Source organism: Noviherbaspirillum cavernae, from assembly GCF_003590875.1.
Classification (GTDB): domain Bacteria; phylum Pseudomonadota; class Gammaproteobacteria; order Burkholderiales; family Burkholderiaceae_D; genus Noviherbaspirillum; species Noviherbaspirillum cavernae.
In genome coordinates, this window is sequence record NZ_QYUN01000002.1 from 1,571,916 (window position 1) to 1,597,156 (window position 25,241).

Here is a 25,241-nt window from a genome sequence, read left to right on the forward strand (position 1 = left end):
GTGACACTCAGTGGAAGTGCCCGGTCCCCGACGGCACATCCTCCGGCATTTCGGCGTGAACCAGGTCGGCGTCGGGATCCGGATACAAGGGGGAGCCGCAATCGTCGCAGAATTCCAGTGGAAAGCGTTCGCTGTGCCGCTTGATATGCACGATTCCGCTTTCCCGCAGTAGTGCAAGGATTTCTTCGCTCGGTGTGCGGGGCTGGTCGCTCAATGCATCTTCGACACTGCTCAATGCTTCTGCAATAGTTGCGCGATCGGCCTCATCCTCATCTTCTTGTCCATACAGCGGCCACACGACGCCATAGATCACTTCCGGGCTGTGGCGCAAGGTAAAGCTGATCCGATATTCGTCAATGCGGCCGCTGACCGGCTCCTCGCTGAAGCTGCCGATGATTGCACGCAGCTCTTGCGGGTCGGTAGCGAGCGTATTCGTCAGGTAATGGACCGCCGCGCGGATCGACGCCGGGCGAATAAACTTGTCCGCTTCACGACAGGCGATGTGATATGCCTCCGGCAACAGCAATTCCACGTTGCAGCCCGGCAGCAATCGCATGATGTTGGGCATTGCCTGAGCGCGCCAGTGTGACGCCGCGCGTTCGCGGTCGGCAGGATTCGCGGTTTCTTGCCAGAGAAATAATGGCTCGCCAGCGCGCACGACGACAACGGCTAGCACATAGCGCGTGTCAGCCAGGAAGGGCGCGGTTTCGGGCGGATTGGTCAACGGACGCAGAGGCGTGTCCTTGAGGGCTGCCTGTGCCATGCGTTGCGTCATTGCCAACGTTTCCGCATGGCTGTGCGGCAACTGGTCAATTGCAAACAAGGTCGGTGCCATTGCCAAACGCGCATTGGATGACAGCAAATGTGCATGCAAATGCGCGGAAAGCGCTGTCTGCACGTCGGTCGGGATCGTCCCGGATGCGATGGAAAAGCGTGTCCAGGCGAGAATCGGTGCTGCAATCAGCAAGGCATCATAGTGCCCGTCATCATGCTCGATATGACAGGATTCGCTGCCGGCTTCCGCAGCTTCCATCAAGGTTTCATAGGCGCTCAGATCGCTCTTGAACAGATGGTCGAGCGCAGCATCCACCGTTTCCTGATGGCCGGTCTTCAGCAATTTGCGAAGCAGTGCATCGAGGTTGCGTTCCCACACGCGCTCTTCCAGGCGGCTGGAGGATTGCATCAGCCCTTGGGCTGCATTGACTAGTTTCTGGCTGTCGCCGGAGAGTCTGTGGGAAGAGTTTTTGGATGGACGGCGCATGACGGGAAGAGAAAGCGGAAAAATGAAGCGGAGGAATTGTATTGTAGTAGATTCAACGCACTCCGTATGCAGGTGCGTGAATAATGAATAACGAATCGCCGGCCCGTTGCCGCTTTGGCTTGAGGCGCTGCTGTTGCCGCCCAAAAAAAAGCCGCACGGCAGATGCCGTGCGGCTTTTCAATTTCAAACCTCAAAACTTACTTTTGAGAAGCAGGAGCTGAAGAATCTGGGGCTGAGGACTCATGCGTCGTCGTTTCCGTCGGATTATGGCCTCCCGCTTCGCCCTGCATGTTGACCTTGTCGCCCCCTTTCAGGATGACGAACAGGGCGAGGGCCGCGAAAACGATGAATGCTGCAAAGATCTTCCACATGATATGTCTCCAGGTTTTCAAATCGATCAAGAAAGTGTCGGAGGGAACCGGTCTTTCTCATCGCTCCAGAATACATATCGATTCTTACACTACGCTTGCAAAGGGACATGCCGGGCCAACCGGCATGTCCCCCGCAACACCTTACGCTGCCAGTAACTGACGCAGGACAAACGGCAGAATGCCGCCGTGCTTGTAGTAGTCCACTTCGATCGGCGTATCGATGCGCAGCAGCACCTTGACGTTCTTCTTGCTGCCATCGGCGCGCGTGATCACGAGCGTCACTTCCTGTTGCGGCTTGATGTCGCTTTCGATGCCTTTCAGATCGAAGGTTTCATTGCCGGTAATGCCCAGTGACTGGATGCTGTCGTCACCGAGGAATTGCAGCGGCAACACGCCCATACCCACCAGGTTGGAACGGTGAATGCGCTCGAACGAACGTGCAATCACGGCCTTCACGCCCAGCAATTGCGTGCCCTTGGCGGCCCAGTCGCGCGACGAGCCGGTGCCGTATTCCTCGCCCGCGAATACCATTGTCGGCACGCCGTCGCCGATGTACTTCATCGCGGCGTCGTAGATCGACATCTGTTCGCCGGTCGGTTGGTGAAGCGTGACGCCGCCTTCGACGCGCGAGCCGTCCTGCTTGGCGGGGATCATCAGGTTCTTGATGCGCACGTTGGCGAAGGTGCCGCGCATCATGACTTCATGGTTGCCGCGGCGCGAGCCGTAGGAATTGAAGTCTGCCTTCAGAACACCGTTTTCGAGCAGCCATTTGCCAGCCGGGCTCGATTCCTTGATCGAACCCGCAGGCGAAATGTGGTCGGTCGTGATCGAGTCGCCGAATACGCCCAGCGCGCGCGCGCCGCTGATTCCCGTTGCTGCAGCCTTCGGCTGCATCTCGAAGCCTTCGAAGAACGGCGGCTCGGCGATATAGGTTGAGCTTGGCCAGTTGTAGACTTCGCCCTCGGCCACGCCCTTGATCTGCTCCCACAGCTTGCCCGGAGCGCCCTTGACATCAGCGTAGTTGTCCTTGAAGGTCTTGGCATTCATCGCAAACTTCATCAGCTTGCTGATTTCTTCCGAAGTCGGCCAGATGTCGCCGAGGTAGATATCCTTGCCACCCTTGCCCTTTCCAACCGGCTCGGTCATCAGGTCTCTGGTGACGTTGCCGGCGATGGCGTAGGCCACAACCAGTGGCGGGGACGCCAGGAAGTTGGAGCGGATGTTCGGATGGATGCGTGCCTCGAAGTTGCGGTTGCCGGACAGCACAGCGGATGCAACGATATCGTTTGCCACGATCGCTTCGTTCATTGCCGGTGTCAGATCACCGGCATTACCGATACAGGTGGTGCAGCCGTATGCCGTCACGCCGAACCCGAGTTTCTCGAGGTAGGGCAGCAGGCCCGCGGCTTCCAGATACTTGGTGACGACGCGCGATCCAGGGGCGAGCGATGTCTTGATGTGCGGCGCGACTTTCAATCCTGCTTCAACAGCCTTCTTCGCCAACAGACCGGCGGCCAGCAAAACGCTCGGATTGGAGGTATTGGTGCAGGAGGTGATGGCGGCGATCAGCACGTCGCCGTTCTGCACCTTGACGCCATCGGTGTTTTCATAGACGGCGTCGAGGTCTTCCACCTTCTTGTTGAAACCGTTTTCAGCAACCGGCTTGGAGAAGAGATCGGCGAAGGTCGATTTGACGTTGCCGATTTCGATACGGTCCTGCGGACGCTTCGGACCGGCCAGCGACGGTGCAACGGTGCCAAGGTCGAGCGTGACGACGCTGGTGTAGTCGATCTCGCCTGCCTTCGGGATGCCGTACAGGTTCTGTGCCTTGAAGTAACCTGCGAAGGCGTCGATCTCTGCCTTGCTGCGGCCTGTGCCCTTGAAGTATTCAATGGTCGCGTCATCGACCGGGAAGAAACCCATGGTGGCACCATATTCCGGCGCCATGTTGGCGATGGTTGCGCGGTCGGTCAGGGACAGTGATTCGGTACCTTCGCCGAAGAATTCGACGAATTTGCCGACGACCTTGTGCTTGCGCAGCAATTCGGTGATGGTCAGCACCAGGTCGGTTGCCGTCACGCCTTCGCGCAATTGGCCGGTCAGGTTCACGCCGACGACATCTGGTGTCAGGAAGTACACCGGCTGCCCGAGCATGCCGGCTTCGGCCTCGATACCGCCCACGCCCCAGCCGACGACGCCGATGCCGTTGATCATGGTGGTGTGGGAATCGGTGCCGACCAGCGTGTCGGGGTAGTACACATCAGTCTTCTTGTGAACGCCGCGTGCCAGATATTCGAGGTTGACCTGGTGCACGATGCCGAAGCCCGGAGGCACGACGCCGAAGGTGTCGAATGCCTGCATGCCCCACTTCATGAACTGGTAGCGCTCGTTGTTGCGCGAGAACTCCAGTTTCATGTTGAGGTCGAGCGCCTTCTTTTCACGGAAGTGGTCGATCTGCACGGAGTGGTCGACCACCAGATCCACCGGCACCAGCGGTTCGATGTTCTTCGGCTTCTTGCCCATCTTGGAGGCGACGCCGCGCATCGCGGCCAGGTCGGCCAGCAGCGGCACACCGGTGAAGTCCTGCAACACGACGCGCGCAACCACGAAGGGAATCTCGTCAACACGCGCTGTGGTCGGGCCCCAGTTCGCGAGCTGCTTGACGTGCTCTTCGGTGACCTTCTTGCCGTCGCAATTGCGCAGCACCGACTCCAGCACGATGCGAATCGATACAGGCAAGCGCGAGATATTCACGCCCAGCTTTTTCTCCAGAGCGGGGAGCGAGTAGAACTTGCCTTTTTTGGAATCCGAAATCTTGAATTCCTTGAGCGTGTTCAGAGTGTTGCGGGACATAGCCTCTCCTTAGATGCAATCAACTGAAAATAAAATGAACTTCAACCCTTGTTGCGACCGGCCTGTGTATCGGCCGGCCAAAATTTGTGTACTTCCTAGCTCTTGATTGTTTCTTCTGCCTTTGCCTTCAGTTGGTCCGGGTTTCTGCATTCATTCGCAAGCTGCTGCCCTTTCTTCGCGTCGAGCAACATACTTTTGGCCGGAATATCGATCCATACCCAGCCGCTTCTTCGGTTTTCGAAGCGATGTGCGCCGGTCGTCGTGTCCACGCGCTTCAAGCGAAGGAGCTGCTTCTTCCAGCGCAGGGCGATGTGCTTGTCGTCGTCGGCGTTGCGATAAATGGTGACCTTGTTGCCGAGCTCGCATGCAAATTCGGTCGCCGACGCGGATGTGACATCCGGCTCTTTGTCCTCTTCGTGATCGCCAGCTGCCGCATCTGCTTGCGGTGTCGGTTCGGTTTTCTTCTTGACTGTTTTCTTGGCTGCCGGCTTGTGCGTTTGCTTGGCGGCAGCGGCGCTGTCCTGAGCCAGCGCCGGCAGGCCGACACCCATGCCGATGGTTGCAAACAATAGTGCGGTAAGTAACTTCATATGGTGGTCCCCGGTTATGCGCGATTCGGCGAACATGCCGAAAAAGATTCGCGTGTTGTCATAGCAGGCCCGCAGCCGCTTCCGGCACGGGCAGGCCGCTTGCCTTGGCACGTTGCAGGATCGTCCAGTAGTAACGATAGCTGGCACGGTCATGCAATCTGCCATTGTGTTGTATCGGTCCCCACTGAATCCGTTGGGCTTCAGTCAGGATGGCCGATGCTTCATTAATTTCGGAGCTGCGGGGTGCGAACGCTTTCAGGATCGGTTTGATCTGATCCGGATGAATGCTCCACATGCGCGTATAACCGAGCTCCGACGATGCGCGCTGCGCGTCGCTCGCGACGATCGCCGTGTCCTTGATTTCGGTTGTTACGTTGTGCGATGGCGTCTTGCCGAAGGCATGGCAGGCTGCGGCAATTTCCAGCTTGGCGCGGACGACCAGCGGATGGGTGAACTGCCCGGGACTGCGCATGGCATTACCCGGGATGGCGCCGTAATGCGCCGACACGAAATCCATGATGCCGAACGACAGGCACTCGACTTGCGGCAAGGCGGCGATGGCGCGGACTTCGGCCAATGCTTCATGCGTTTCGATCAGCACGTGTACCGGCAAGTCGCTGCGTCCTGCCTTCTTCGCCTGACGGTTGATGAGCTGAACAGCTTGCTTGACCTCGGCAACGCTTTCCACCTTGGGGACAACAACATATGCCAGCCGTTGGGCTTGTTCGCAAATGATCGCGACATCGGTTTCAAAGCCGGGATGAGAGAGGTGGTGCAGGCGCGCGCCGATGCGATTGAAACGATTGTCGTCGCTTGCGACCAGAGAGGCGACCAGCCGGGCGTGTGCCTCTTCATTGCCGGCACTGGCGCCGTCTTCACAATCGAGGGTGATGTCGAAAACAGGGCCAAGCTCTTGTTGCAGAGCAATCGACTTACGCATGAGCTTTTCTGAACCGGCGTAATGGTCGCAAACCGGAATCGATACCGGCTGGCGTTTGCCCTGGAATAAAACCTCGGAAGGGTGCATGTGCAACGTATTCTTGGATTTGATGCTGCGAGGTTGAAACAGGTGAGTGACGCGGCATGAAACGTTGCCGCGCCACTCGTCCAGCGGGGGTTAGCCCACGAGATGTTTTACGCCCTCACGCTCTTCCAGCAATTCCTTCAGCGTGACATTGATGCGCTCTTGCGAGAACGCGTCGATATCGAGTCCTTGAACGATCTTGTATTCACCATTCTCGGTCGTGACCGGGAAACCGAACATCGTGCCTTCCGGAATACCGTAGGAGCCGTCGGAAGGAATGCCCATCGTGGTCCACTTGCCGTTGGTGCCAAGCACCCAATCACGCACGTGGTCGATGGCGGCGTTGGCGGCCGATGCGGCGGACGACAGGCCGCGCGCTTCAATGATGGCGGCACCGCGCTTGCCAACGGTGGGCAGGAACACGTCCTTGTTCCATGCATCGTCGTTGATCATGGCCTTGACCGATTGACCGTCAACCGTGGCGAAGCGGTAGTCGGCATACATTGTCGGCGAGTGGTTGCCCCATACGCACAGCTTTTCGATCTGGGAGACGGGCTTGCCGATCTTTGCCGCGACTTGCGACAGCGCGCGGTTGTGGTCGAGGCGCAGCATGGCGGTGAAATTCTTCGCAGGCAGGTTCGGTGCGGACTTCATGGCAATGTAGGCATTGGTGTTTGCCGGGTTGCCGACAACCAGGACCTTGACGTTGCGCGATGCCACGGCGTCCAGCGCCTTGCCTTGCACGGTGAAAATCTGTGCATTCGCTTCGAGCAGATCCTTGCGCTCCATGCCCGGTCCGCGCGGACGTGCGCCGACCAGCAGCGCAACATCGATATCCTTGAATGCAGTCATCGGATCGCTGTGTGCAGTCATGCCGGCCAGCAGCGGGAATGCGCAGTCGTCGATTTCCATCATCACGCCTTTGAGAGCCTTTTGCGCTTTTTCGTCGGGGATTTCCAGCAACTGCAGAATAACGGGCTGGTCTTTGCCGAGCATGTCGCCGTTTGCGATGCGGAACAGCAGGGAGTAGCCGATTTGGCCGGCGGCGCCGGTGACGGCAACGCGCATGGGGGCTTTAGCCATGATGAATCTCCAAAGTGGTAATGAAAACGGAGTGGAACGTTCAGAAAATTTCTGCAAGCCTGTAATAATACCGTTGAAAGCCTGCCAAGTCACAGCCTGCACCCTGTCGTGGGCGGGTCTTGCAGTGCTTGAATGTCATGCAAGGCTCCGCATTTTCAAGGCATGAGTACGGTCAATAATTGCTCGCGAGTGTAGGCGCACATGGCTGCTCTGTCAATGACTATCTTATGTCTTATATAAGACATATCACACGTCACTTTTTGCTAGACTGCAAAGGGTATTTTGTGGTGAAATCTGGCGCTATGAGTTCCAATCCGTCCAACTTGTCGGCCAACAGCGCATCTGGTGCGGGGGCTTCTGCTTCTGGAGCATCATCGCCCACCTTCAGTCCGCTTTATCAGCAAATCAAGGGGCTTATCACGCAGAGCCTCCAGTCCGGCGAGTGGAAGCCTGGTGAATTGATCCCAAGCGAGGTCGAATTGGCCGCGCGTTTCAAGGTAAGCCAGGGAACCGTACGCAAGGCGATCGACGAGTTGGCGGCGGAGAATCTGGTCATGCGCCGTCAAGGCAAAGGAACGTTTGTCGCGACCCATCACGAGGCGCGCGCGCAATTCCGTTTCCTCCGTCTGATGCCCGATGCGGGCGAGCCGCATAACGCAGATAACAAGATTCTTGAGGTCAAGCGTTTGCGCGCTCCGGCGGAGGTTGCACGTCTGCTTGATATCAAATCCGGTGATTCGGTTGTCTTCATCAGGCGTGTGCAGTCGTTTGACGGTGCGCCGACGATTGTCGAAGAGCTGTGGTTGCCGGGAGTGATTTTCAGAGGTCTGACCGCAGAACGTCTGGTCGAATACAAGGGGCCGATGTACGGCTTGTTTGAAACTGAATTCGGTACGCGGATGATTCGTGCGGCGGAAAAAATTCGTGCAGTGGCCGCGGATGAGGTGACTGCGGAGTTGTTGAGCATCGCGTTGAATACGCCTTTGCTCAGTGTGGAGCGCGTGTCGTATACCTATGGCGACAAGCCGGTTGAGGTTCGTCGAGGTCTGTACTTGACTGATCATCATCATTATCAAAACGAGTTGAGTTGACAAAACCGTCGGGCTGGCCAGATGGTCGGCGGATTTTCGTGCGCCAAGCGGACACAGTATGCGCAATGCATAATAACTGTTGGTGTGCCGCACAAAAATCGGCGAAAATTACGGGATTGTTATGCTCAGGGAGGTGCTGTTATGTCTGAAGCCGTGAACAAGAATCGGCGACAATTTGGTGTCATGCGGTTTGCTGATGTCATGCATTATCGATTGCCCCTTGCGGGATACATATCGATCCTGCATCGAGTCAGCGGAGCGTTGATGTTTTTTCTACTGCCTTTTGTCTTGTATCTGCTGGACAAAAGTCTCACATCCGAAATTTCTTTTGAATATCTCAAAGGCTTTACTTCCCACTGGTTTGCAAAGCTTCTCATCCTTGCATTGGTCTGGTCGTATCTCCATCATTTCTGCGCCGGCATCCGCCATCTGTTCATGGATTTTCACGTGGGCGTCGACAAGGACAGCGCACGTAAATCATCTGTAGCAGTTTTTGCAGTCAGCCTTCCGCTGACCGCATTGGTTGCATTGAAATTGTTCGGAGCGTTTTAAATGGCAAATAACAATATCGGGCCGCGGCGGCTGGTTGTCGGCGCGCATTACGGACTGAGAGATTGGATGGCGCAACGCGCCACCGCAATCGTGATGGCCCTGTACACAGTCATTCTTCTGGTTGCATTTTTGAGCGGCAACAATTTCAGCTACGAAGGCTGGGCCGGTCTGTTCTCGCACCAGTGGTTCAAGATCGCCACCTTCGTCACTCTCATGTCCCTCTTTTATCACGCATGGGTTGGATTGCGTGACATCTGGATGGACTACTGCACCAAGTCGGTCGTGCTCCGGCTGGTGTTGCAGGTTGCCACACTCCTGTGGCTGATCGGTTGTGCCGGATGGGCGGCACAGATTATCTGGAGAGTGTAATCGTGGCAGCAATTAAAACCTCTATTCCTTCCCGCCGTTTCGATGCGGTAATTATTGGCGCCGGTGGTTCCGGTATGCGCGCTTCGTTGCAACTGGCAGAAGCCGGTTTGAATGTCGCAGTACTGTCCAAAGTATTCCCGACTCGTTCGCATACCGTTGCAGCACAAGGGGGCATCGGTGCATCCCTCGGTAACATGTCCGAAGACAACTGGTATTGGCACATGTTCGATACCGTCAAAGGCTCGGATTACCTGGGCGACCAGGACGCGATCGAATTCATGTGCCGTGAGGCACCGAAGGTCGTGTACGAGCTCGAGCATTTCGGCATGCCGTTCGACCGCAATCCGGATGGCACGATCTATCAGCGCCCGTTCGGCGGCCATACCGCCAACTTCGGTGAAAAGCCTGTACAACGTGCTTGCGCTGCAGCCGACCGTACCGGTCACGCGTTGCTGCACACGCTGTATCAGCGTAACGTGCGCGCAAAAACGCATTTCTTCGTCGAGTGGATGGCGATTGATCTGATTCGCGATGCGGATGGCGACATTCTCGGTGTGGTTGCACTGGAGATGGAAACCGGCGACGTGATGATTCTCGAAGCCAAGACCACACTGTTCGCGACTGGCGGAGCAGGGCGCATTTTCGCGGCTTCGACCAATGCATTCATCAATACTGGTGACGGCATGGGCATGGCTGCGCGTGCGGGCTTGCCGTTGCAGGATATGGAATTCTGGCAGTTCCACCCGACCGGCGTATCCGGTGCAGGCGTGCTGATCACAGAAGGCGTGCGAGGCGAGGGCGGCATTCTCATCAACAGCAATGGCGAGCGTTTCATGGAACGCTATGCACCGACGCTGAAGGATCTTGCGCCGCGTGACTTCGTTTCGCGTTCAATGGATCAGGAAATCAAGGAAGGTCGCGGATGCGGCCCGAACAAGGATCACGTGCTGCTCGATCTGCGTCATATCGGTGCCGACACGATTCGCAAACGTCTGCCTTCGATCCTCGAAATCGGCCACAAATTCGCCAACGTCGACGCAACCAAGGAACCGATCCCGGTTGTGCCTACCATTCACTACCAGATGGGTGGCATTCCGACGAACATCTACGGTCAGGTCGTCGCGCCGAAGAACGGCATCCCGAATGAAGTCGTCAATGGCATGTATGCCATCGGCGAATGCGCATGCGTTTCCGTGCATGGTGCAAATCGCCTCGGCACCAACTCGCTGCTGGACCTCGTGGTCTTCGGGCGAGCCGCCGGCAATCACATCGTGGCAAGCAATCTGAAGGCGAAGAGCCACAAGCCATTGCCTGCCGATGCGGCCGATGTCGCTCTGTCGCGTTTGGCAAAACTGGAAACCAGCACAGGTTCGGAGCGGGTGCAGGATGTTGCCAATGCAATTCGCTCCGCGATGCAACAGTACTGCGGCGTATTCCGTACCGATGAATTGCTGCAAACCGGCTACAAGAAAATCATGGAGCTGGATGAACGCCGCAAGCACGTGTCTTTCAAGGACAAGTCGAAGGTCTTCAACACCGCTCGCGTCGAGGCGCTGGAGCTCGATAACCTGATCGAGACAGCGAAAGCCACCATCACGTCAGCTACTGCCCGCAAGGAGTCGCGTGGTGCCCATGCGCATCGCGACTACGAGAAGCGTGACGACGAGAACTGGATGAAGCACACGCTGTGGTTCTCCGAAGGCAACCGCCTCGACTACAAGCCTGTCAACACGAAGCCGTTGACTGTCGAAACCTTCAAGCCTAAAGCGCGTACTTTCTAACAAGGTAGGAACATGCCACGTACTCTGAAATTTCAAATCTACCGCTACGATCCGGATAAGGACGCGAAGCCGTACATGCAGGACTTGACGGTGGAACTGCAAGATACCGACAAGATGCTGCTGGATGCATTGCAGCGTATTAAATCGGATGTCGATGATTCATTGGCGCTGCGCCGCTCCTGCCGCGAAGGCGTATGCGGTTCCGATGCCATGAATATCAATGGCAAGAACGGATTGGCTTGCACCACCAATCTGAACGAATTGACCGAACCGATCGTCTTGCGTCCGCTGCCCGGCCTGCCGGTAATCCGCGACTTGATCGTGGACATGACGCAGTTTTTCAAGCAATACCATTCGATCAAGCCATTCCTGATCAACGACACGATTCCACCGGAGAAAGAACGTCTGCAAAGTCCGGAAGAGCGTGAAGAGCTGGATGGCCTGTACGAGTGCATTCTCTGTGCATGCTGCTCGACGTCCTGCCCATCATTCTGGTGGAACCCGGACAAGTTCGTCGGTCCGGCAGGCTTGCTGCAGGCATATCGCTTTATTGCCGATAGCCGCGATGAAGCTACAAACGCACGGCTGGACAATCTGGAAGATCCGTATCGCTTGTTCCGTTGCCACACGATCATGAATTGTGTCGATGTCTGCCCGAAAGGCCTGAACCCGACCAAGGCGATCGGCAAGATCAAGGAACTGATGGTGCGTCGTGCTGTTTAAGTTGTATTAGTAACACAAGGGCGGAGGCGAATCGGCTTCCGCCTTGTTTCGTGCGCCATTGCCCGACCATGGGTTTGGGATGGCGAATGAAATAGCGTAATGAGGATTTATGTCGATATCCCACCAGTCCGACCCGGCAAAACGGGCCCGACTTCGCTGGCGCGCAAGGCGCGGCTTGCTGGAAAACGATTTGATCGTGTCGCGTTTCCTTGATGCGCACGAGACTGCATTGACAGATGAAGAAGTCGACGCGTTTTCGCGTCTGATGGAGTTGGCGGACGGGGACTTGATGGATTTGCTCCTCGCACGCAAGGAGCCTGAAGCCGAAATTGATTTTCCGCATGTCCGGGCTTTGCTGGTGAGGCTCCGCGCCGCCTGATACAAGATCGTTGCAACTTGTGTTTGTGTTTTTATAACAATCGATTCACCCATCTGCATTTGAAGGAAGCGCCATGACCAACTCTGATTCTAAAGCCACGCTATCGTTTTCTGACGGTTCGCCCTCGCTTGATCTTCCGATTTACAAGGGTACTGTCGGCCCGGATGTGATCGATATCCGGAAGTTGTATGGCGCGACCGGCAAGTTCACGTACGACCCGGGTTTCATGTCGACCGCAGCGTGCAATTCCTCGATTACTTATATCGATGGCGACAAGGGTGAGCTGCTGTATCGTGGCTATCCGATCGAACAACTGGCAGTGAACTGTGATTTTCTGGAAACCTGTTATCTGCTGTTGAACGGCGAACTGCCGAATGCCGGCGAGAAAAAGAAGTTCGTCGACACGGTAACCAAACACACCATGGTTCACGAGCAGATGCAATTCTTCTTCCGCGGATTCCGTCGCGATGCGCACCCGATGTCGGTGCTGGTCGGCACGGTCGGCGCGCTGGCATCGTTCTACCACGACTCGCTCGACATCAACGATCCGCATCATCGCGAGGTGTCCGCGATACGCTTGATCGCAAAGATGCCGACGCTGGTGGCGATGTCCTACAAGTACTCCATCGGTCAACCGTTTGTCTATCCGCGCAATGACCTTTCTTACAGCGCAAATTTCATGCGCATGATGTTCTCGACGCCGTGCGAAGAGTACAAGGTCAATGATGTGCTGGTTCGCGCACTGGATCGCATCCTCATTCTGCATGCCGATCACGAGCAGAACGCTTCGACTTCAACGGTTCGTCTATCTGGTTCCAGCGGTGCCAATCCGTTTGCCTGTATCGCTGCTGGTATCGCCTGCCTGTGGGGACCGGCCCACGGTGGCGCGAATGAGGCAGCGCTCAACATGCTGCGTGAAATCGGTTCGGTGGACAAGATTAACGAATTCGTCAAACAGGTCAAGGACAAGAGCTCCGGCGTGAAGTTGATGGGCTTCGGTCATCGTGTCTACAAGAACTACGATCCGCGCGCCAAGCTGATGCGTGAAACTTGTCACGAAGTATTGAACGAACTTGGCTTGCAAAACGATCCGTTATTCAAACTGGCGATGGCGCTCGAAAAAGTGGCGTTGGAAGATGAATACTTCGTGTCTCGCAAACTGTATCCGAACGTCGATTTCTACTCCGGCATCGTTCAGTCCGCGTTGGGTATCCCGGTGTCGTTGTTCACCGGTATTTTCGCCATGGCACGTACCGTCGGTTGGATTGCACAATGGAATGAAATGATTTCCGATCCGGAGCAAAAAATCGGTCGTCCGCGTCAGTTGTTTGTCGGGTCGGCACCACGCGATGTTCTGCCGATGGACAAGCGCCGCTGATCGCGTACACGCCCCATGAAAAAGCGAGCCCGGGCGGCTCGCTTTTTTCGTTGGCAGAGGCAAATATGCTATGCTAACGCCTCAGTAATTTCAGTAACACTTCAGGTCACGTAGCCCTTCCCCACAACTTGATGTGCAATCCGCTAACCGGTCAGGCCGTGTCGCGGAAGGTTATATAAACCCGCTAATCTCGCGAAACGCGAAGAAAGGTGAGCAAGATGATGCAGCAGCACCACTCCAATTCCTATCTGTTTGGAGGCAACGCACCGTACGTAGAAGAATTGTACGAGGCTTACCTCAATAATCCTGGATCCGTTCCCGACAACTGGCGCGCCTACTTCGATGCAATGCAGCATGTGCCTGCAGTCGACGGTTCGGCGAAACCCGATGTCGCCCATGCTCCGGTCATCGCCTCCTTCGCGGAGCGTGCAAAGCAGGGGCCGATCCGCACGGTCACCGCATCGGTCGATGTCGAGATGGGCCGCAAGAGCGTCGCAGCGACCCAGCTGATAGCTGCCTACCGCTTCCTTGGCAATCGCTGGGCCAACCTTGATCCGCTGCAGCGCCAGGAACGTCCGAACATTCCGGAATTGGAACCGAGTTTCTATGGCTTCAGCGATGCAGACATGGACATCGTGTTCAATATCAGCAACACGTACTTTGGCCCGGAAACTGCCTCGCTGCGCGACTTGCTCAATGGATTGCGCGATACGTATTGCCGCTCGATCGGCGCCGAATTCATGTACGTCAGCGATCCGGCACAGAAACGCTGGTTGCAGGAACGCCTCGAATCAACGCGCTCCACACCGAATTTCTCCGCTGACAAGAAAAAGCACATTCTCGAGCGTCTGACTGCTGCTGAGGGGTTGGAGCGCTATCTGCACACCAAGTACGTGGGGCAAAAGCGATTCTCGCTGGAGGGTGGCGAAAGCTTCATCGCGTCCCTGGATGAAACCATCCAGCGCGCTGGCGAAAAAGGTGTTCAGGAAATCGTGATCGGCATGGCACACCGTGGCCGCCTCAACGTTCTCGTCAACACGCTCGGCAAGATGCCGCAGGATTTGTTTGCAGAATTCGAAGGCAAGCATGCGGACGATTTGCCTGCCGGCGATGTGAAATACCATCAAGGCTTCTCTTCCGATATCACCACTCCGGGCGGCCCGGTTCATCTTTCGCTGGCGTTCAACCCCTCGCACCTTGAAATCGTCAACCCGGTTGTCGAGGGTTCGGTCAAGGCGCGCATGGAGCGCCGCGACGACAAGGATGGTTCGCAAGTGCTGCCGATTCTTGTACACGGAGATGCGGCGTTTGCAGGGCAGGGCGTTGTGATGGAGACGCTTAATCTCGCACAAACCCGTGGTTATGGGACGGGCGGTACGGTGCATATCGTCATCAACAACCAGATCGGCTTTACAACCTCCGATCCGCGCGACTCGCGTTCGACGCTGTATTGCTCCGACGTGGTCAAGATGATCGAAGCGCCGGTATTGCACGTCAATGCAGATGATCCTGAAGCGGTCGTGCTCGCGACGCAAATCGCAATCGATTACCGCCTTGAATTCAAGAAGGATATCGTTGTCGATATCATCTGCTTCCGCAAGCTGGGCCACAATGAGCAGGATACGCCGGCGCTGACCCAGCCGTTGATGTACAAGAAGATTGGTCAGCACCCGGGAACTCGCAAGGTGTATGCGGACAAGCTGGCTGCACAAGGCACCATCCCGGCCGACGGTGCTGACGTAATGGTCAAGGCTTATCGCGACGCGATGGATGCCGGTCGTCATACGGTAGATCCGGTTATTTCGAACTTCAAGAGCAAGTATGCTGTTGACTGGATGCCGTTCCTGAATCGCAAGTGGACCGATGCTGCCGATACGGCTGTGCCGCTGGCGGAGTTGAAACGTCTTGCTGCTCGTATCACGACGGTTCCAGAAGGTTTCAAAGTGCACTCGCTGGTCGAAAAGGTATTGAGCGATCGCGCGACAATGGGGCGTGGCGAGTTGAACCTCGATTGGGGTATGGGTGAGCATCTGGCGTATGCGTCCCTCGTATCTTCCGGCTATGCGATTCGCCTCACTGGTCAGGACGCGGGCCGCGGTACGTTCGTACACCGTCACGCAGTGCTGCATGATCAAAATCGCGAACGTTGGGACGCGGGCAGCTATCTGCCGCTGCAGAATGTGTCCGACAAGCAGGCACCGTTTACCGTTATCGATTCCGTATTGTCGGAAGAAGCAGTTCTCGGCTTCGAATATGGTTACTCCACCGCGGAACCGAACACGCTCACCATCTGGGAAGCGCAGTTCGGTGATTTCGCCAACGGCGCTCAAGTTGTGATCGACCAGTTCATCAGCTCCGGTGAGGTCAAATGGGGTCGCGCATCGGGCTTGGTCATGATGCTGCCGCATGGCTACGAAGGACAAGGACCAGAGCACTCATCGGCTCGCCTGGAGCGCTATCTGCAGCTGTGCGCCGACAACAACATGCAAGTCGTTCAGCCGACGACCGCAGCGCAGATTTTCCATCTGCTGCGTCGCCAGATGATTCGACTGTTCCGCAAACCGCTCGTCATCATGACGCCGAAATCGCTCCTGCGTAACAAGGATGCAGGCTCGCCGCTGTCCGAACTGGCGAAGGGCTCGTTCCAGACCGTGATTGGCGAAGTCGACGAGAAAATCGATCCGAAGAAGGTCAAGCGCGTCATCGCATGTTCGGGCAAGGTGTATTACGACTTGGTCAACGCACGCAAGGAGCGAGGACAATCCGATACCGCGATCATCCGTGTCGAACAGTTGTATCCGTTCCCGCACAAGGCGTTTGCCGCTGAACTGAAGAAGTTCCCGAACTTGACGGAACTGGTGTGGGCGCAGGACGAGCCGCAAAATCAGGGGCCATGGTTCCAGATTCAGCACAATATCTTCGAGAATCTGGAAGATGGCCAGAAGCTGGCATATGCAGGTCGTCCCGCTAGCGCATCGCCAGCAGTCGGCTATTACGACAAGCATTATGCGCAGCAAAAGGCATTGATCGACACCGCGTTTTCCAAGCTCAAAGGCTTTGTCCTTACGAAATAATGACCCGACGGCACGTTAGAAACTGGCGTGCCGAACGAACAACCCGAAACGGAGAGTTACATGGCTATTCTTGAAGTCAAAGTTCCGCAACTGTCGGAATCCGTCGCAGAAGCGACCCTGCTGCAATGGCATAAGAAAGTGGGCGAGGCAGTCGCCCGCGATGAGAACATGATTGATATCGAGACCGACAAGGTCGTGCTCGAATTGCCTGCGCCGGACGCCGGCGTCATCACCGAAATCATCAAAGGCGACGGCAGCACTGTTGTCGCTGGTGAAGTGATCGCAAAGATTGATACAGAAGCCAAGGCGGGCGCGGTTGCTCCGGCAGCTGCGGCAGCAACACCAGCCAAGGCGGCAGAACCGGCAGCCGTTGCTGCATCGTCTGCGGCAGCTGGCATTGCCATGCCGGCGGCAGCGAAAATGCTGGCCGACAACGACATGTCGGTCACCCAAGTCGCAGGTACAGGCCGCGATGGCCGTGTCACGAAGGGTGATGTGATTGGCGCAATTGGAAGCAAGGCAGCGGCTCCTGCGCCGGCTGTTGCAGCCAAGCCCGCGTTGCAGCAGGTTGCCGCACCGGTGAGCCTGAATCTGGCAAACCGTCCGGAAGAACGCGTACCGATGAGCCGCTTGCGCGCCCGCGTTGCCGAACGTCTGCTGCAGTCGCAGGCAACCAATGCAATCCTCACCACGTTCAACGAAGTGAACATGCAACCGGTGATCGATCTGCGCAACAAGTACAAGGACAAGTTCGAGAAAGAGCATGGTGTCAAGCTCGGCTTCATGTCTTTCTTCGTCAAGGCCGCTGTTGCGGCACTGAAAAAATATCCGATCATCAATGCATCTGTGGATGGCAACGACATCGTTTATCACGGTTATTTCGACATCGGTATCGCGGTTGGATCTCCACGCGGTCTGGTGGTCCCGATTCTGCGTGATGTGGATCAGCTGTCCATCGCCGAAATCGAAAAGAAGATTGCCGAATTCGGCACCAAAGCCAAGGATGGCAAGCTGAGTCTCGAAGATTTGACCGGCGGTACGTTCTCGATCTCGAACGGCGGTGTGTTCGGCTCCATGTTGTCGACGCCAATCATCAACCCGCCGCAATCCGCGATTCTCGGCATCCATGCGACCAAGGAGCGCCCCGTTGTCGAGAATGGCCAGATCGTGATTCGTCCGATGAACTATCTCGCGATGTCCTACGACCACCGCATCATTGACGGTCGCGAAGCTGTACTCGGTTTGGTCGCCATGAAGGAAGCGCTGGAAGATCCGGCTCGCCTGCTGCTGGACCTGTAAGAAAAGAAGCTTGGGGATCACGGGGACGAGGAAAACATCCTGCTCCGTGGTCCCTTTTTATTTTCGCGGAAAACGAAATTACGTATATGTCAAAAAACTTTGATGTGGTTGTCATTGGCGGCGGTCCTGGTGGCTATATCGCAGCGATTCGCGCTGCGCAATTGGGTTTCAGCACAGCCTGTATCGACGAATGGAAGAATGAGAAAGGCGGCCCGGCGCCGGGCGGCACATGCACCAACGTGGGTTGCATTCCGTCCAAGGCGTTGTTGCAATCGTCCGAACACTACGAGCATGCAGGGCATGCATTTGCCGAGCACGGTATTGAGGTCAAGGGTCTGGGGCTGAACCTCGGTCAGATGCTGTCGCGCAAGAATACGGTCGTAAAGCAGAACAACGATGGCATCCTGTACTTGTTCAAGAAGAACAAAGTCACGTTCTTTCACGGTCGCGGCTCTTTTGCAAAGGGTGATGCGAAGGGCTATGAAATCAAGGTGGCGGGTGCAGCTGAAGAAACCATCACCGCAAAGCATGTGATTGTTGCGACCGGCTCCAATCCTCGCGCACTGCCAGGTGTTGAGTTCGACGAAAAACTGATTCTGTCGAATACCGGTGCATTGGCGATCGATTCTGTACCGAAAAAACTGGGCGTGATCGGCGCCGGCGTGATCGGTCTGGAAATGGGCAGCGTCTGGCGCCGTCTTGGTGCCGATGTCACCGTGCTGGAAGCGCTCCCCGCTTTCCTCGGTGCGGTGGACGAGCAGATCGCGAAGGAAGCTCAGAAACTTTTTGCCAAGCAGGGACTGGTTGTCAGCCTTGGCGTGAAGATTGGTGCCATCACTTCCGGCAAGAAGGACGTGACGATCGAGTACACGGACGACAAGGGTAATGCGCAGAAGGCTGTCTTCGACAAGCTGATCGTTTCGATCGGTCGCGTACCGAACACGATTGGACTCAATGCCGAAGGTGTCGGACTCAAGCTCGACGAGCGTGGCTTCATTGCCGTCGATGGCGACTGCAAAACCAATTTGCCGAACGTCTGGGCAGTGGGTGACGTGGTGCGCGGCCCGATGCTCGCGCACAAGGCCGAGGAAGAGGGCGTCGCGGTTGCCGAACGCATCGCGGGTCAACATGGCCACGTGAACTTCAATACAATTCCCTGGGTCATATACACGTCGCCGGAAATCGCATGGGTCGGCAAGACCGAGCAGCAACTGAAGGCCGAAGGCGTGGCGTACAAGGCCGGCACGTTCCCCTTCATGGCGAATGGACGTGCCCGCGCCTTGGGTGATACGTCGGGCATGGTCAAGTTTCTGGCGGATGCAAAAACCGACGAGATCCTCGGCGTGCATATCGTCGGCCCGATGGCTTCCGAGCTGATTTCGGAAGCGGTTGTTGCGATGGAATTCCGCGCGTCGTCGGAAGACATTGCTCGTATTTGCCATGCCCATCCATCCTTGTCCGAGGCGACCAAGGAAGCCGCGTTGGCGGTCGACAAGCGTTCGCTTAATTTCTAAGGAGTCGCTCATGCGCCACTTGATCCTGATGCTTCCGATTGCACTCGTCGCATGTGCAACTACAGGGTCAAGCGGTGGCAATGTCGCGATTGAGACTACGGCGAATGGACAGTCCTTGCCTGGCGTGCAATGCGTCGTGAATAACTACAACGGCAGCTGGAATGTAACGACACCGGCAACGATTAATGTGGGTAGTGCGAACGGTGATCTGCGCATAGTGTGCGACAAGGAAGGCTACCGTACCTCTGAGATGGTTTTCAGGCCATCCGGCCCGCTTGGCTCAAGCGTCGGTCTTGGCGTGGGTGGAGGTGGTGGAAATGTCGGTGTCGGTGTCGGACTGAGTGTGCCGATCGCACTGGGTAGCGGTGGATATCCATCGAGGGTGACTGTCAATTTGAATCCGCAATAGGCTGGTTCGAGGAATATGCCGCGGATGTGCCCGGATACTCGGGCGGCGGAAGCGGTGATGAAGTTTTGTTGGATGGGCGAGCAAGGTCTCGCCCATTTTTTTGTCAATGCGCGGCAAACGCGGCCGATCGGAGAATATCGACCATGTTGCGGTTGCAACCCGGGCCGTAGTTGCCTCGTGCGGAAATTGATCAAACGGCGAATGGGCCAGTGCCGAAATCCCGAGATGGCGGCAAGAACAAGTGAAGCAGAATGATATGAACGTTAGGGAGTTCTACGAGCATGCGCTCACGCAGCGCGGCTTCAAGTCCGATGAGGCGCAGCGACGTGCAGTGGATCGGCTGCAGCAGGCTTATGACGAATGGATTGCGTACAAGTCGCAACGAGCCAACAAGTTCATGCGGCTCATCAGCCGCCCGGAGGTGCCGCGTGGCGTCTACATGTGGGGCGGCGTCGGTCGAGGCAAGTCGTTTCTGATGGATAGCTTCTACTCGGTGATTCCGGTCACGCGCAAGACGCGGCTGCACTTTCACGAATTCATGCGCGGCGTGCACCGCGAACTGGATGAGTTGAAGGGGGTGGCCGATCCGCTTGATGAAGTGGCAAAACGCATCGCGAAAAAGCACCGTCTGATCTGTTTCGACGAATTTCATGTATCCGATATCGCGGATGCGATGATTCTCTACAATTTGCTCAAGGCGCTGTTCGACAACGGCGTCTCGTTCATCATGACGTCCAACTATGTGCCGGACGCGCTCTATCCGGATGGCCTGCATCGTGACCGCATGCTGCCGACGATCGCACTCATCAAGGAAAAGATGGATGTGCTGAACGTGGATGCCGGCCTTGACTATCGCAAGCGGGCATTGCAGCAGGTCGATGCTTACCACATGCCGCTGGGTGCGGCGGCGGATCATGCACTGCGTGACGCATTTGCGGGCATCGCCGACACCACGGACGAGGATCCGCGCATTCATATCGAGGCACGTGAAATCAAGGCGCTGCGCAGGGCCGGCGGCGTAGTGTGGTTCGACTTCGCGACCTTGTGCGGAGGTCCGCGCTCTCAGAATGATTACCTTGAAATCGCAAGCCGCTTTCATACGGTGATCCTGTCGGGAATCCCGCGCATGTCGGCTTCCATGTCTTCGGAGGCGCGTCGATTTACCTGGCTGATCGATGTTTTGTATGACCACAAGGTCAAGCTCCTCATGTCTGCCGAAGTCGCGCCGGAGGAGCTTTACACGGAAGGCATGCTGGCGAACGAATTCCACCGGACGGTTTCGCGTATCATTGAAATGCAGTCTTCCGAGTATATGGAGACGGAGCGGCGTGATGTCGCGGGATCAATTTCTTGACCGGTTTTTATGGGACTTGACTATATGCATTTCAAGACGCTGGCATCGGCTCCGATGAGCGGCTTTTCGTTGGCAGTGTATGTTTCTTGCGCACTGGTTGCAATTCTGACGTTGGGTACTGCTCCGGCTTTTGCGCAGGATGCCGCGGTATCGGGCAATGCGCAGGTCGCTACATCTGTATCCGTCGCTTTGCCGGCTCGCTATCCCGCCGGCTCCATCGACTCCGTCCAGATGGCGGAGCGGGCGCTGGAAGAAACGTCAAGAGAACGTTCCGCCATTGAGGCCAGGTTTGCAACAGAGGAATCTGCGTGTCATCAGAAATTCTTCACGAATGCCTGCATCGATGCGGCCAAGGAGCGTCGCCGGCTTGCGATCAAACAGGTGCGGCCCATAGAGATCGAGGCAAACACTTTCAAACGTCAGATGCGTGTCACCGAGCGGGATCAGGCTTTGGCAGAGAAGGCGGCGCAGGAAGAGCAGGAAAGGCCGCAAAGATTGAAGCAGCAGCAGGAAAATGAGGCTGCTGCAGCACAGCAGGCAGCGGCCAAGGCAAACGAGCCGCAACGTGTTGAGCCGAAAGAACCAGTATCAGACCAACGCACTGCGCAGCATGAAGCCAGGATGAGGCAACTCCAGGCCAAAGAAGCGGCCAATGCACAAAAGCGTGCCGACAACGTTGCCGAGTACGAGGCGAAAGTACGGGAAGCCGAAGAGCGGCAACGCAGTGTTGCGACAAAGAAGCTTGAGAAGGAACAGAAGCGCGCCAACAGCGGACTCCCTGCAGCGAAGCAGTAGCGTCCCGGTCTTGGGGTTGTTGGCGCTGATGGATGGGATCGAGGCTGCTGATGCGGCCTTTAAATTGCGCGGCGTATTTTTCCGACCGTATAGTTTTTTGCTTCCTTGGGCGGTGCGGCGAGTTTCACGATGGCAAGTGTGCAGTTGTCTGCGGCAGAGCCAGAAGCGCGTTCACGCGCCTTGTTGATCAACATCTCGGATGCCTGGCGTGGGGAGTTCATCGCGATTGCCGCACCCAGTTCCGCATCATTGAAGTATTGCCAAAGCCCGTCGCTGCAAAGCAGGAAGGCATCGCCGGCTTTCAAGCCATGGTGGCATCCGATCGTGATTTCAGGCGTGAGATCCTTTGATCCCAATGCGTTGACCAGCACGTTTGCAAGCCGATGGCGCTGTGCCTCTTCGCGCGACAGCTTGCCGTCCTTTACCAGCTTTTCAACATAAGAATGGTCGACTGTGCGATCGGCGATATTCGGGCCTTCGAATCGATACAGGCGAGAGTCGCCGACATGGGCCCAGATTGCGCTTCGTTCCGGCGTTACGACAAGCGCAACCATTGTGCTGTGCGGGTCCTTCTTCGACGAAATTGCAGTGAGCTGAATGATGGTGTGCGCGTCGCGTGCAATGGCGGCCAGCATTGTCTCGACATCGTCTGTTTGCGGAGAAAACAAGTCGAATGTCTGCTTGGCGGTACGAATCACTTGTTCAGCCGCGAGCGCGCCGCCACTCAGGCCTCCCATGCCATCGGCGAGCACGGCCATCATGTAGCCGGGTGCCTTGGGGGCCGCAAACAATGCAGTGCGATCCTGTTGCTCTTGCCGATCGCCAAGGTGTTGGCCCGTGCCCGCTTCGATCTTGTATTGGCTCATAAGTGTGGGTAGATTAAACTGCCGAACGGCAATCCATTATTGCATGTGAGAAAAGTCATGCTGGATGTTGATAGATTTTGTTACAGATGGTCAACATCATGCGATAGCACAAGGTGTTCCAAGCGAGTAAGCGAGTATACGCATATCACTTTCACTCTTAAAATAGTGGCTACAAGCCCTCCCGGAAAAGATCATGACGCCTTCCGAAGAAATAAAGCAACGCATCATTGAATTGGAAGTGGAGCATCGCGATCTGGATGCCGTCATCGACCTGCTGGTGTGTGACATCCGCCACGACGAGTTGCAATTGCGGCGCCTGAAAAAGCGCAAGTTGCAGCTGAAGGATCACATCACATTGCTGAAAATGCAACTCATTCCCGATATTCCCGCCTGAGCCTTTCACGGTGCAGGGAATTACCCTTTTCTGAATTGTTATTGCTTTGACCGAGAATGCCCTCACCACGCCGGCTCCGGGTGGCCACGATGCCGACATCGAGCAGTTGTTTGACGCAAATGGTTTGTTGAGTCAGGCGGTGGAGGGCTTTCGTCCGCGCCAGTCGCAGACCGAAATGGCCAAGGCGATTGCGCGCGCAATTTCGGAACAGAAAACCCTGATCGCCGAGGCTGGCACCGGCACTGGCAAGACGTTCGCCTATCTGGTTCCTGCCTTGTTGTGGGGTGGCAAGGTCATCGTTTCGACCGGTACCAAGAATTTGCAGGATCAGCTCTATCTGCGTGACATTCCCATGGTGCGCAAGGCCCTCAATGCGCCGGTTTCGATAGCGCTGCTCAAGGGACGGGCCAACTATGTTTGCCATTTCCATCTCGAACGTACGCTGCAAAACGGACGGCTGACCTCGCGCGACGATGTCGGCTATTTGCGCGAGATTTCACGCTTCATCAAATCGACCGGTTCAGGCGACAAGGCCGAGCTGTCGAAGGTGCCTGAGTCCGCGCCGGTGTGGAATCTGGTGACGTCAACGCGCGATACCTGTTTGGGAGCGGAGTGTCAGTACTATCAAGACTGTTTCGTGATGAAGGCGCGCAAGGAAGCGCAGCAGGCGGATGTCGTGGTGGTGAATCACCATCTGTTCTTTGCCGATGTCGCGCTCAAGGACACCGGTGTGGCCGAGTTGCTGCCTTCGGCGAATACCATCATTTTCGATGAGGCGCACCAACTGCCGGAGACGGCGACACTCTTTTTCGGCGAAACGGTTTCAACATCGCAGGTGCTGGAGCTTTGCCGCGACGTGCTGGCGGAAGGACTGGCGCATGCGCGAGATGGCGCGGACTGGCCGCGGGTTGTGGCGCCGGTTGAGCGTGCCGCGCGTGACTTGCGCCTCGCCTTTCCGCAGGATGTGATTCGGCTGGCTATCGGCCAAATTGCACCGTCGAGCGAGTTCTTTCCCGCGCTCGCCAAACTGAAGGACGAACTGGATGGCATGATCGCCACGCTGGAGAGTCAGGCGGAGCGCGCCGAGACGATTGAGCAATGCCGTGCAAGGGCCGTCGAGCTTGGTGCGAAGCTGGTCGCATGGAATGCGCCTGGCGAGCAGATGGAAGGGGCAGAGTTCGTGCTTTGGATTGAGGCATTCACTTCATCGCTGCAAATGCACAAGACGCCATTGTCGATTGCGCCGATTTTCAGCAAGCAGCGAGACGGGGCGTCGCGTGCCTGGATCTTTACTTCCGCAACGCTCGCAGTCAAAAACGATTTCAATCACTACATGTCGCAGATGGGCCTGTGGAACGAGCCTGCGCAGTCGTGGCCGAGTCCCTTCGACTACGGTCAGCAGGGTCTGCTGTATGTTCCGGAAAACCTGCCGCAGCCGAATTCATTCGACTATACCGATGCGGTGATCGACGCTGCGCTGCCGATGATCGAAGCGGCGGGTGGGCGGGCTTTTCTTCTTTGCACAACGATACGTGCGGTGAATCGTGTCGCCGAGCGCCTGCGCGACGAATTCGAGAAGCGGAAACTGCCGTTCCCAATGATGGTTCAGGGCGAAGCCGGCCGTACGGAGCTGCTCGATCGTTTTCGTTCGGCGGGCAATGCGGTATTGATAGGAAGCCAGAGCTTCTGGGAAGGCGTGGATGTGCGCGGTGAGGCGCTTTCGCTGGTGGTGATCGACAAGCTGCCCTTTGCGCCGCCTGATGACCCTGTCCTGGCGGCTCGAATCGAGGCCTTGGAAAAGAAAGGCTTGAACGGTTTTGTGCATCACCAGCTGCCGGCAGCGATCATCAATTTGAAGCAGGGGGCAGGAAGACTGATTCGCGATGAAAGGGACCGCGGGGTGCTGATGATCTGCGATCCGCGACTGATCTCAAAGCCTTATGGAAGGCGAATCTGGCAAAGCCTGCCGCCGTTCAAGCGTACACGGGACGGAGAAGTCGCGAAGGCATTCTTCATCCAGCAGCGAGAGGATTGATTCGTCTCGCTGCGAAGCCTGCAGCAGGAGTGCTGCAGGCTTCGCG

22 protein-coding genes are annotated in these 25,241 nt (G+C 56.6%); 15 read left to right on the forward strand and 7 right to left on the reverse strand.

Features of this window, described 5'->3' with window-relative positions; genetic code table 11:
• Nucleotides 1-7 precede the first annotated feature (7 nt).
• From D3870_RS07395 to D3870_RS07415, 6 genes are all read right to left on the reverse strand, one after another.
• On the reverse strand, nucleotides 8-1,261 hold the full coding sequence (locus tag D3870_RS07395) for a DUF2863 family protein (protein WP_119737915.1): 1,254 nt from the start codon (nucleotides 1,259-1,261) through the stop codon (nucleotides 8-10).
• A gap of 197 nt (nucleotides 1,262-1,458) precedes the next feature.
• Complete coding sequence (locus tag D3870_RS22525; protein ID WP_199710562.1) at nucleotides 1,459-1,632, reverse strand: hypothetical protein; 174 nt, start codon at nucleotides 1,630-1,632, stop codon at nucleotides 1,459-1,461.
• A gap of 141 nt (nucleotides 1,633-1,773) precedes the next feature.
• Nucleotides 1,774-4,485: an aconitate hydratase AcnA gene (gene acnA / locus D3870_RS07400; RefSeq protein WP_119737917.1), complete on the reverse strand. Its 2,712-nt coding sequence runs from the start codon at nucleotides 4,483-4,485 to the stop codon at nucleotides 1,774-1,776.
• Nucleotides 4,486-4,580: 95 nt separating this feature from the next.
• On the reverse strand, nucleotides 4,581-5,111 hold the full coding sequence (locus tag D3870_RS07405; protein ID WP_242489897.1) for an MliC family protein: 531 nt from the start codon (nucleotides 5,109-5,111) through the stop codon (nucleotides 4,581-4,583).
• Between the two features lie 22 nt (nucleotides 5,112-5,133).
• Nucleotides 5,134-6,102 carry an HpcH/HpaI aldolase/citrate lyase family protein gene (locus tag D3870_RS07410; protein WP_119737919.1) on the reverse strand — a complete coding sequence of 323 codons (969 nt, stop codon included), beginning with the start codon at nucleotides 6,100-6,102 and terminating at the stop codon, nucleotides 5,134-5,136.
• A 90-nt stretch (nucleotides 6,103-6,192) separates the two neighbouring features.
• Entirely contained in the window at nucleotides 6,193-7,182 is a 990-nt protein-coding gene (locus D3870_RS07415; RefSeq protein ID WP_119737921.1) for a malate dehydrogenase, read from the reverse strand.
• 302 nt (nucleotides 7,183-7,484) lie between these two features.
• Here D3870_RS07415 and D3870_RS07420 point away from each other — a divergent pair, with 302 nt between their 5' ends.
• From D3870_RS07420 to D3870_RS07480, 13 genes are all read left to right on the forward strand, one after another.
• Complete coding sequence (locus D3870_RS07420; protein ID WP_119737923.1) at nucleotides 7,485-8,273, forward strand: GntR family transcriptional regulator; 789 nt, start codon at nucleotides 7,485-7,487, stop codon at nucleotides 8,271-8,273.
• A gap of 141 nt (nucleotides 8,274-8,414) precedes the next feature.
• Entirely contained in the window at nucleotides 8,415-8,825 is a 411-nt protein-coding gene (gene sdhC, locus D3870_RS07425) for a succinate dehydrogenase, cytochrome b556 subunit (RefSeq protein WP_119737925.1), read from the forward strand.
• Nucleotides 8,826-9,194, forward strand: coding sequence for a succinate dehydrogenase, hydrophobic membrane anchor protein (gene sdhD / locus D3870_RS07430; RefSeq protein ID WP_119737927.1), 369 nt, complete (start codon nucleotides 8,826-8,828; stop codon nucleotides 9,192-9,194).
• Nucleotides 9,195-9,196: 2 nt separating this feature from the next.
• Nucleotides 9,197-10,975: a succinate dehydrogenase flavoprotein subunit gene (gene sdhA / locus D3870_RS07435; RefSeq protein WP_119737929.1), complete on the forward strand. Its 1,779-nt coding sequence runs from the start codon at nucleotides 9,197-9,199 to the stop codon at nucleotides 10,973-10,975.
• Between the two features lie 12 nt (nucleotides 10,976-10,987).
• A complete protein-coding gene (locus tag D3870_RS07440; RefSeq protein WP_119737931.1) occupies nucleotides 10,988-11,698 on the forward strand; it encodes a succinate dehydrogenase iron-sulfur subunit in 711 nt (236 codons plus the stop codon).
• A 109-nt stretch (nucleotides 11,699-11,807) separates the two neighbouring features.
• Nucleotides 11,808-12,077: an FAD assembly factor SdhE gene (locus tag D3870_RS07445; RefSeq protein WP_119737933.1), complete on the forward strand. Its 270-nt coding sequence runs from the start codon at nucleotides 11,808-11,810 to the stop codon at nucleotides 12,075-12,077.
• A gap of 73 nt (nucleotides 12,078-12,150) precedes the next feature.
• The gene (gltA, locus tag D3870_RS07450; RefSeq protein ID WP_119737935.1) at nucleotides 12,151-13,455 is read left to right on the forward strand and encodes a citrate synthase; all 1,305 of its coding nucleotides are present in this window, start codon (nucleotides 12,151-12,153) and stop codon (nucleotides 13,453-13,455) included.
• A gap of 218 nt (nucleotides 13,456-13,673) precedes the next feature.
• Nucleotides 13,674-16,529: a 2-oxoglutarate dehydrogenase E1 component gene (locus D3870_RS07455; protein ID WP_119737936.1), complete on the forward strand. Its 2,856-nt coding sequence runs from the start codon at nucleotides 13,674-13,676 to the stop codon at nucleotides 16,527-16,529.
• A 60-nt stretch (nucleotides 16,530-16,589) separates the two neighbouring features.
• Nucleotides 16,590-17,828, forward strand: a complete 1,239-nt coding sequence (gene odhB, locus D3870_RS07460; protein ID WP_119741810.1) for a 2-oxoglutarate dehydrogenase complex dihydrolipoyllysine-residue succinyltransferase — start codon at nucleotides 16,590-16,592, stop codon at nucleotides 17,826-17,828.
• Nucleotides 17,829-17,914: 86 nt separating this feature from the next.
• Entirely contained in the window at nucleotides 17,915-19,342 is a 1,428-nt protein-coding gene (lpdA, locus tag D3870_RS07465; protein ID WP_119737938.1) for a dihydrolipoyl dehydrogenase, read from the forward strand.
• A gap of 10 nt (nucleotides 19,343-19,352) precedes the next feature.
• Nucleotides 19,353-19,751, forward strand: coding sequence for a hypothetical protein (locus D3870_RS07470; RefSeq protein WP_119737940.1), 399 nt, complete (start codon nucleotides 19,353-19,355; stop codon nucleotides 19,749-19,751).
• Between the two features lie 256 nt (nucleotides 19,752-20,007).
• The gene (zapE, locus tag D3870_RS07475) at nucleotides 20,008-21,105 is read left to right on the forward strand and encodes a cell division protein ZapE (RefSeq protein WP_119737942.1); all 1,098 of its coding nucleotides are present in this window, start codon (nucleotides 20,008-20,010) and stop codon (nucleotides 21,103-21,105) included.
• Nucleotides 21,106-21,114: 9 nt separating this feature from the next.
• Nucleotides 21,115-21,900, forward strand: a complete 786-nt coding sequence (locus D3870_RS07480) for a hypothetical protein (RefSeq protein ID WP_147375736.1) — start codon at nucleotides 21,115-21,117, stop codon at nucleotides 21,898-21,900.
• Between the two features lie 59 nt (nucleotides 21,901-21,959).
• On the opposite strand, the gene D3870_RS07485 is transcribed toward D3870_RS07480, so the two are convergent.
• Nucleotides 21,960-22,766 (reverse strand): PP2C family protein-serine/threonine phosphatase, encoded by an 807-nt coding sequence (locus D3870_RS07485; RefSeq protein WP_119737946.1) that lies wholly within the window; start codon nucleotides 22,764-22,766, stop codon nucleotides 21,960-21,962.
• A gap of 193 nt (nucleotides 22,767-22,959) precedes the next feature.
• Here D3870_RS07485 and D3870_RS07490 point away from each other — a divergent pair, with 193 nt between their 5' ends.
• Both D3870_RS07490 and yoaA read left to right on the forward strand, forming a co-directional pair.
• Nucleotides 22,960-23,160: a YdcH family protein gene (locus D3870_RS07490; RefSeq protein ID WP_119737948.1), complete on the forward strand. Its 201-nt coding sequence runs from the start codon at nucleotides 22,960-22,962 to the stop codon at nucleotides 23,158-23,160.
• A gap of 46 nt (nucleotides 23,161-23,206) precedes the next feature.
• Entirely contained in the window at nucleotides 23,207-25,195 is a 1,989-nt protein-coding gene (gene yoaA, locus D3870_RS07495) for a DNA repair helicase YoaA (protein ID WP_119737949.1), read from the forward strand.
• Nucleotides 25,196-25,241 lie beyond the last annotated feature (46 nt).

Coding starts and splice junctions, on each gene's coding strand:
- D3870_RS07405 (WP_242489897.1), bottom strand. CDS start 5,111: ATGTTCGCCGAATCGCGCATAACCGGGGACCACCATATGAAGTTACTT.
- D3870_RS07470 (WP_119737940.1), top strand. CDS start 19,353: ATGCGCCACTTGATCCTGATGCTTCCGATTGCACTCGTCGCATGTGCA.
- D3870_RS07440 (WP_119737931.1), top strand. CDS start 10,988: ATGCCACGTACTCTGAAATTTCAAATCTACCGCTACGATCCGGATAAG.
- gltA (WP_119737935.1), top strand. CDS start 12,151: ATGACCAACTCTGATTCTAAAGCCACGCTATCGTTTTCTGACGGTTCG.
- zapE (WP_119737942.1), top strand. CDS start 20,008: ATGAACGTTAGGGAGTTCTACGAGCATGCGCTCACGCAGCGCGGCTTC.
- D3870_RS07485 (WP_119737946.1), bottom strand. CDS start 22,766: ATGAGCCAATACAAGATCGAAGCGGGCACGGGCCAACACCTTGGCGAT.
- D3870_RS07480 (WP_147375736.1), top strand. CDS start 21,115: ATGGGACTTGACTATATGCATTTCAAGACGCTGGCATCGGCTCCGATG.
- acnA (WP_119737917.1), bottom strand. CDS start 4,485: ATGTCCCGCAACACTCTGAACACGCTCAAGGAATTCAAGATTTCGGAT.
- D3870_RS07455 (WP_119737936.1), top strand. CDS start 13,674: ATGATGCAGCAGCACCACTCCAATTCCTATCTGTTTGGAGGCAACGCA.
- odhB (WP_119741810.1), top strand. CDS start 16,590: ATGGCTATTCTTGAAGTCAAAGTTCCGCAACTGTCGGAATCCGTCGCA.
- D3870_RS07395 (WP_119737915.1), bottom strand. CDS start 1,261: ATGCGCCGTCCATCCAAAAACTCTTCCCACAGACTCTCCGGCGACAGC.
- sdhD (WP_119737927.1), top strand. CDS start 8,826: ATGGCAAATAACAATATCGGGCCGCGGCGGCTGGTTGTCGGCGCGCAT.
- D3870_RS22525 (WP_199710562.1), bottom strand. CDS start 1,632: ATGTGGAAGATCTTTGCAGCATTCATCGTTTTCGCGGCCCTCGCCCTG.
- sdhC (WP_119737925.1), top strand. CDS start 8,415: ATGTCTGAAGCCGTGAACAAGAATCGGCGACAATTTGGTGTCATGCGG.
- D3870_RS07490 (WP_119737948.1), top strand. CDS start 22,960: ATGACGCCTTCCGAAGAAATAAAGCAACGCATCATTGAATTGGAAGTG.
- D3870_RS07420 (WP_119737923.1), top strand. CDS start 7,485: ATGAGTTCCAATCCGTCCAACTTGTCGGCCAACAGCGCATCTGGTGCG.
- D3870_RS07415 (WP_119737921.1), bottom strand. CDS start 7,182: ATGGCTAAAGCCCCCATGCGCGTTGCCGTCACCGGCGCCGCCGGCCAA.
- D3870_RS07410 (WP_119737919.1), bottom strand. CDS start 6,102: ATGCACCCTTCCGAGGTTTTATTCCAGGGCAAACGCCAGCCGGTATCG.
- D3870_RS07445 (WP_119737933.1), top strand. CDS start 11,808: ATGTCGATATCCCACCAGTCCGACCCGGCAAAACGGGCCCGACTTCGC.
- lpdA (WP_119737938.1), top strand. CDS start 17,915: ATGTCAAAAAACTTTGATGTGGTTGTCATTGGCGGCGGTCCTGGTGGC.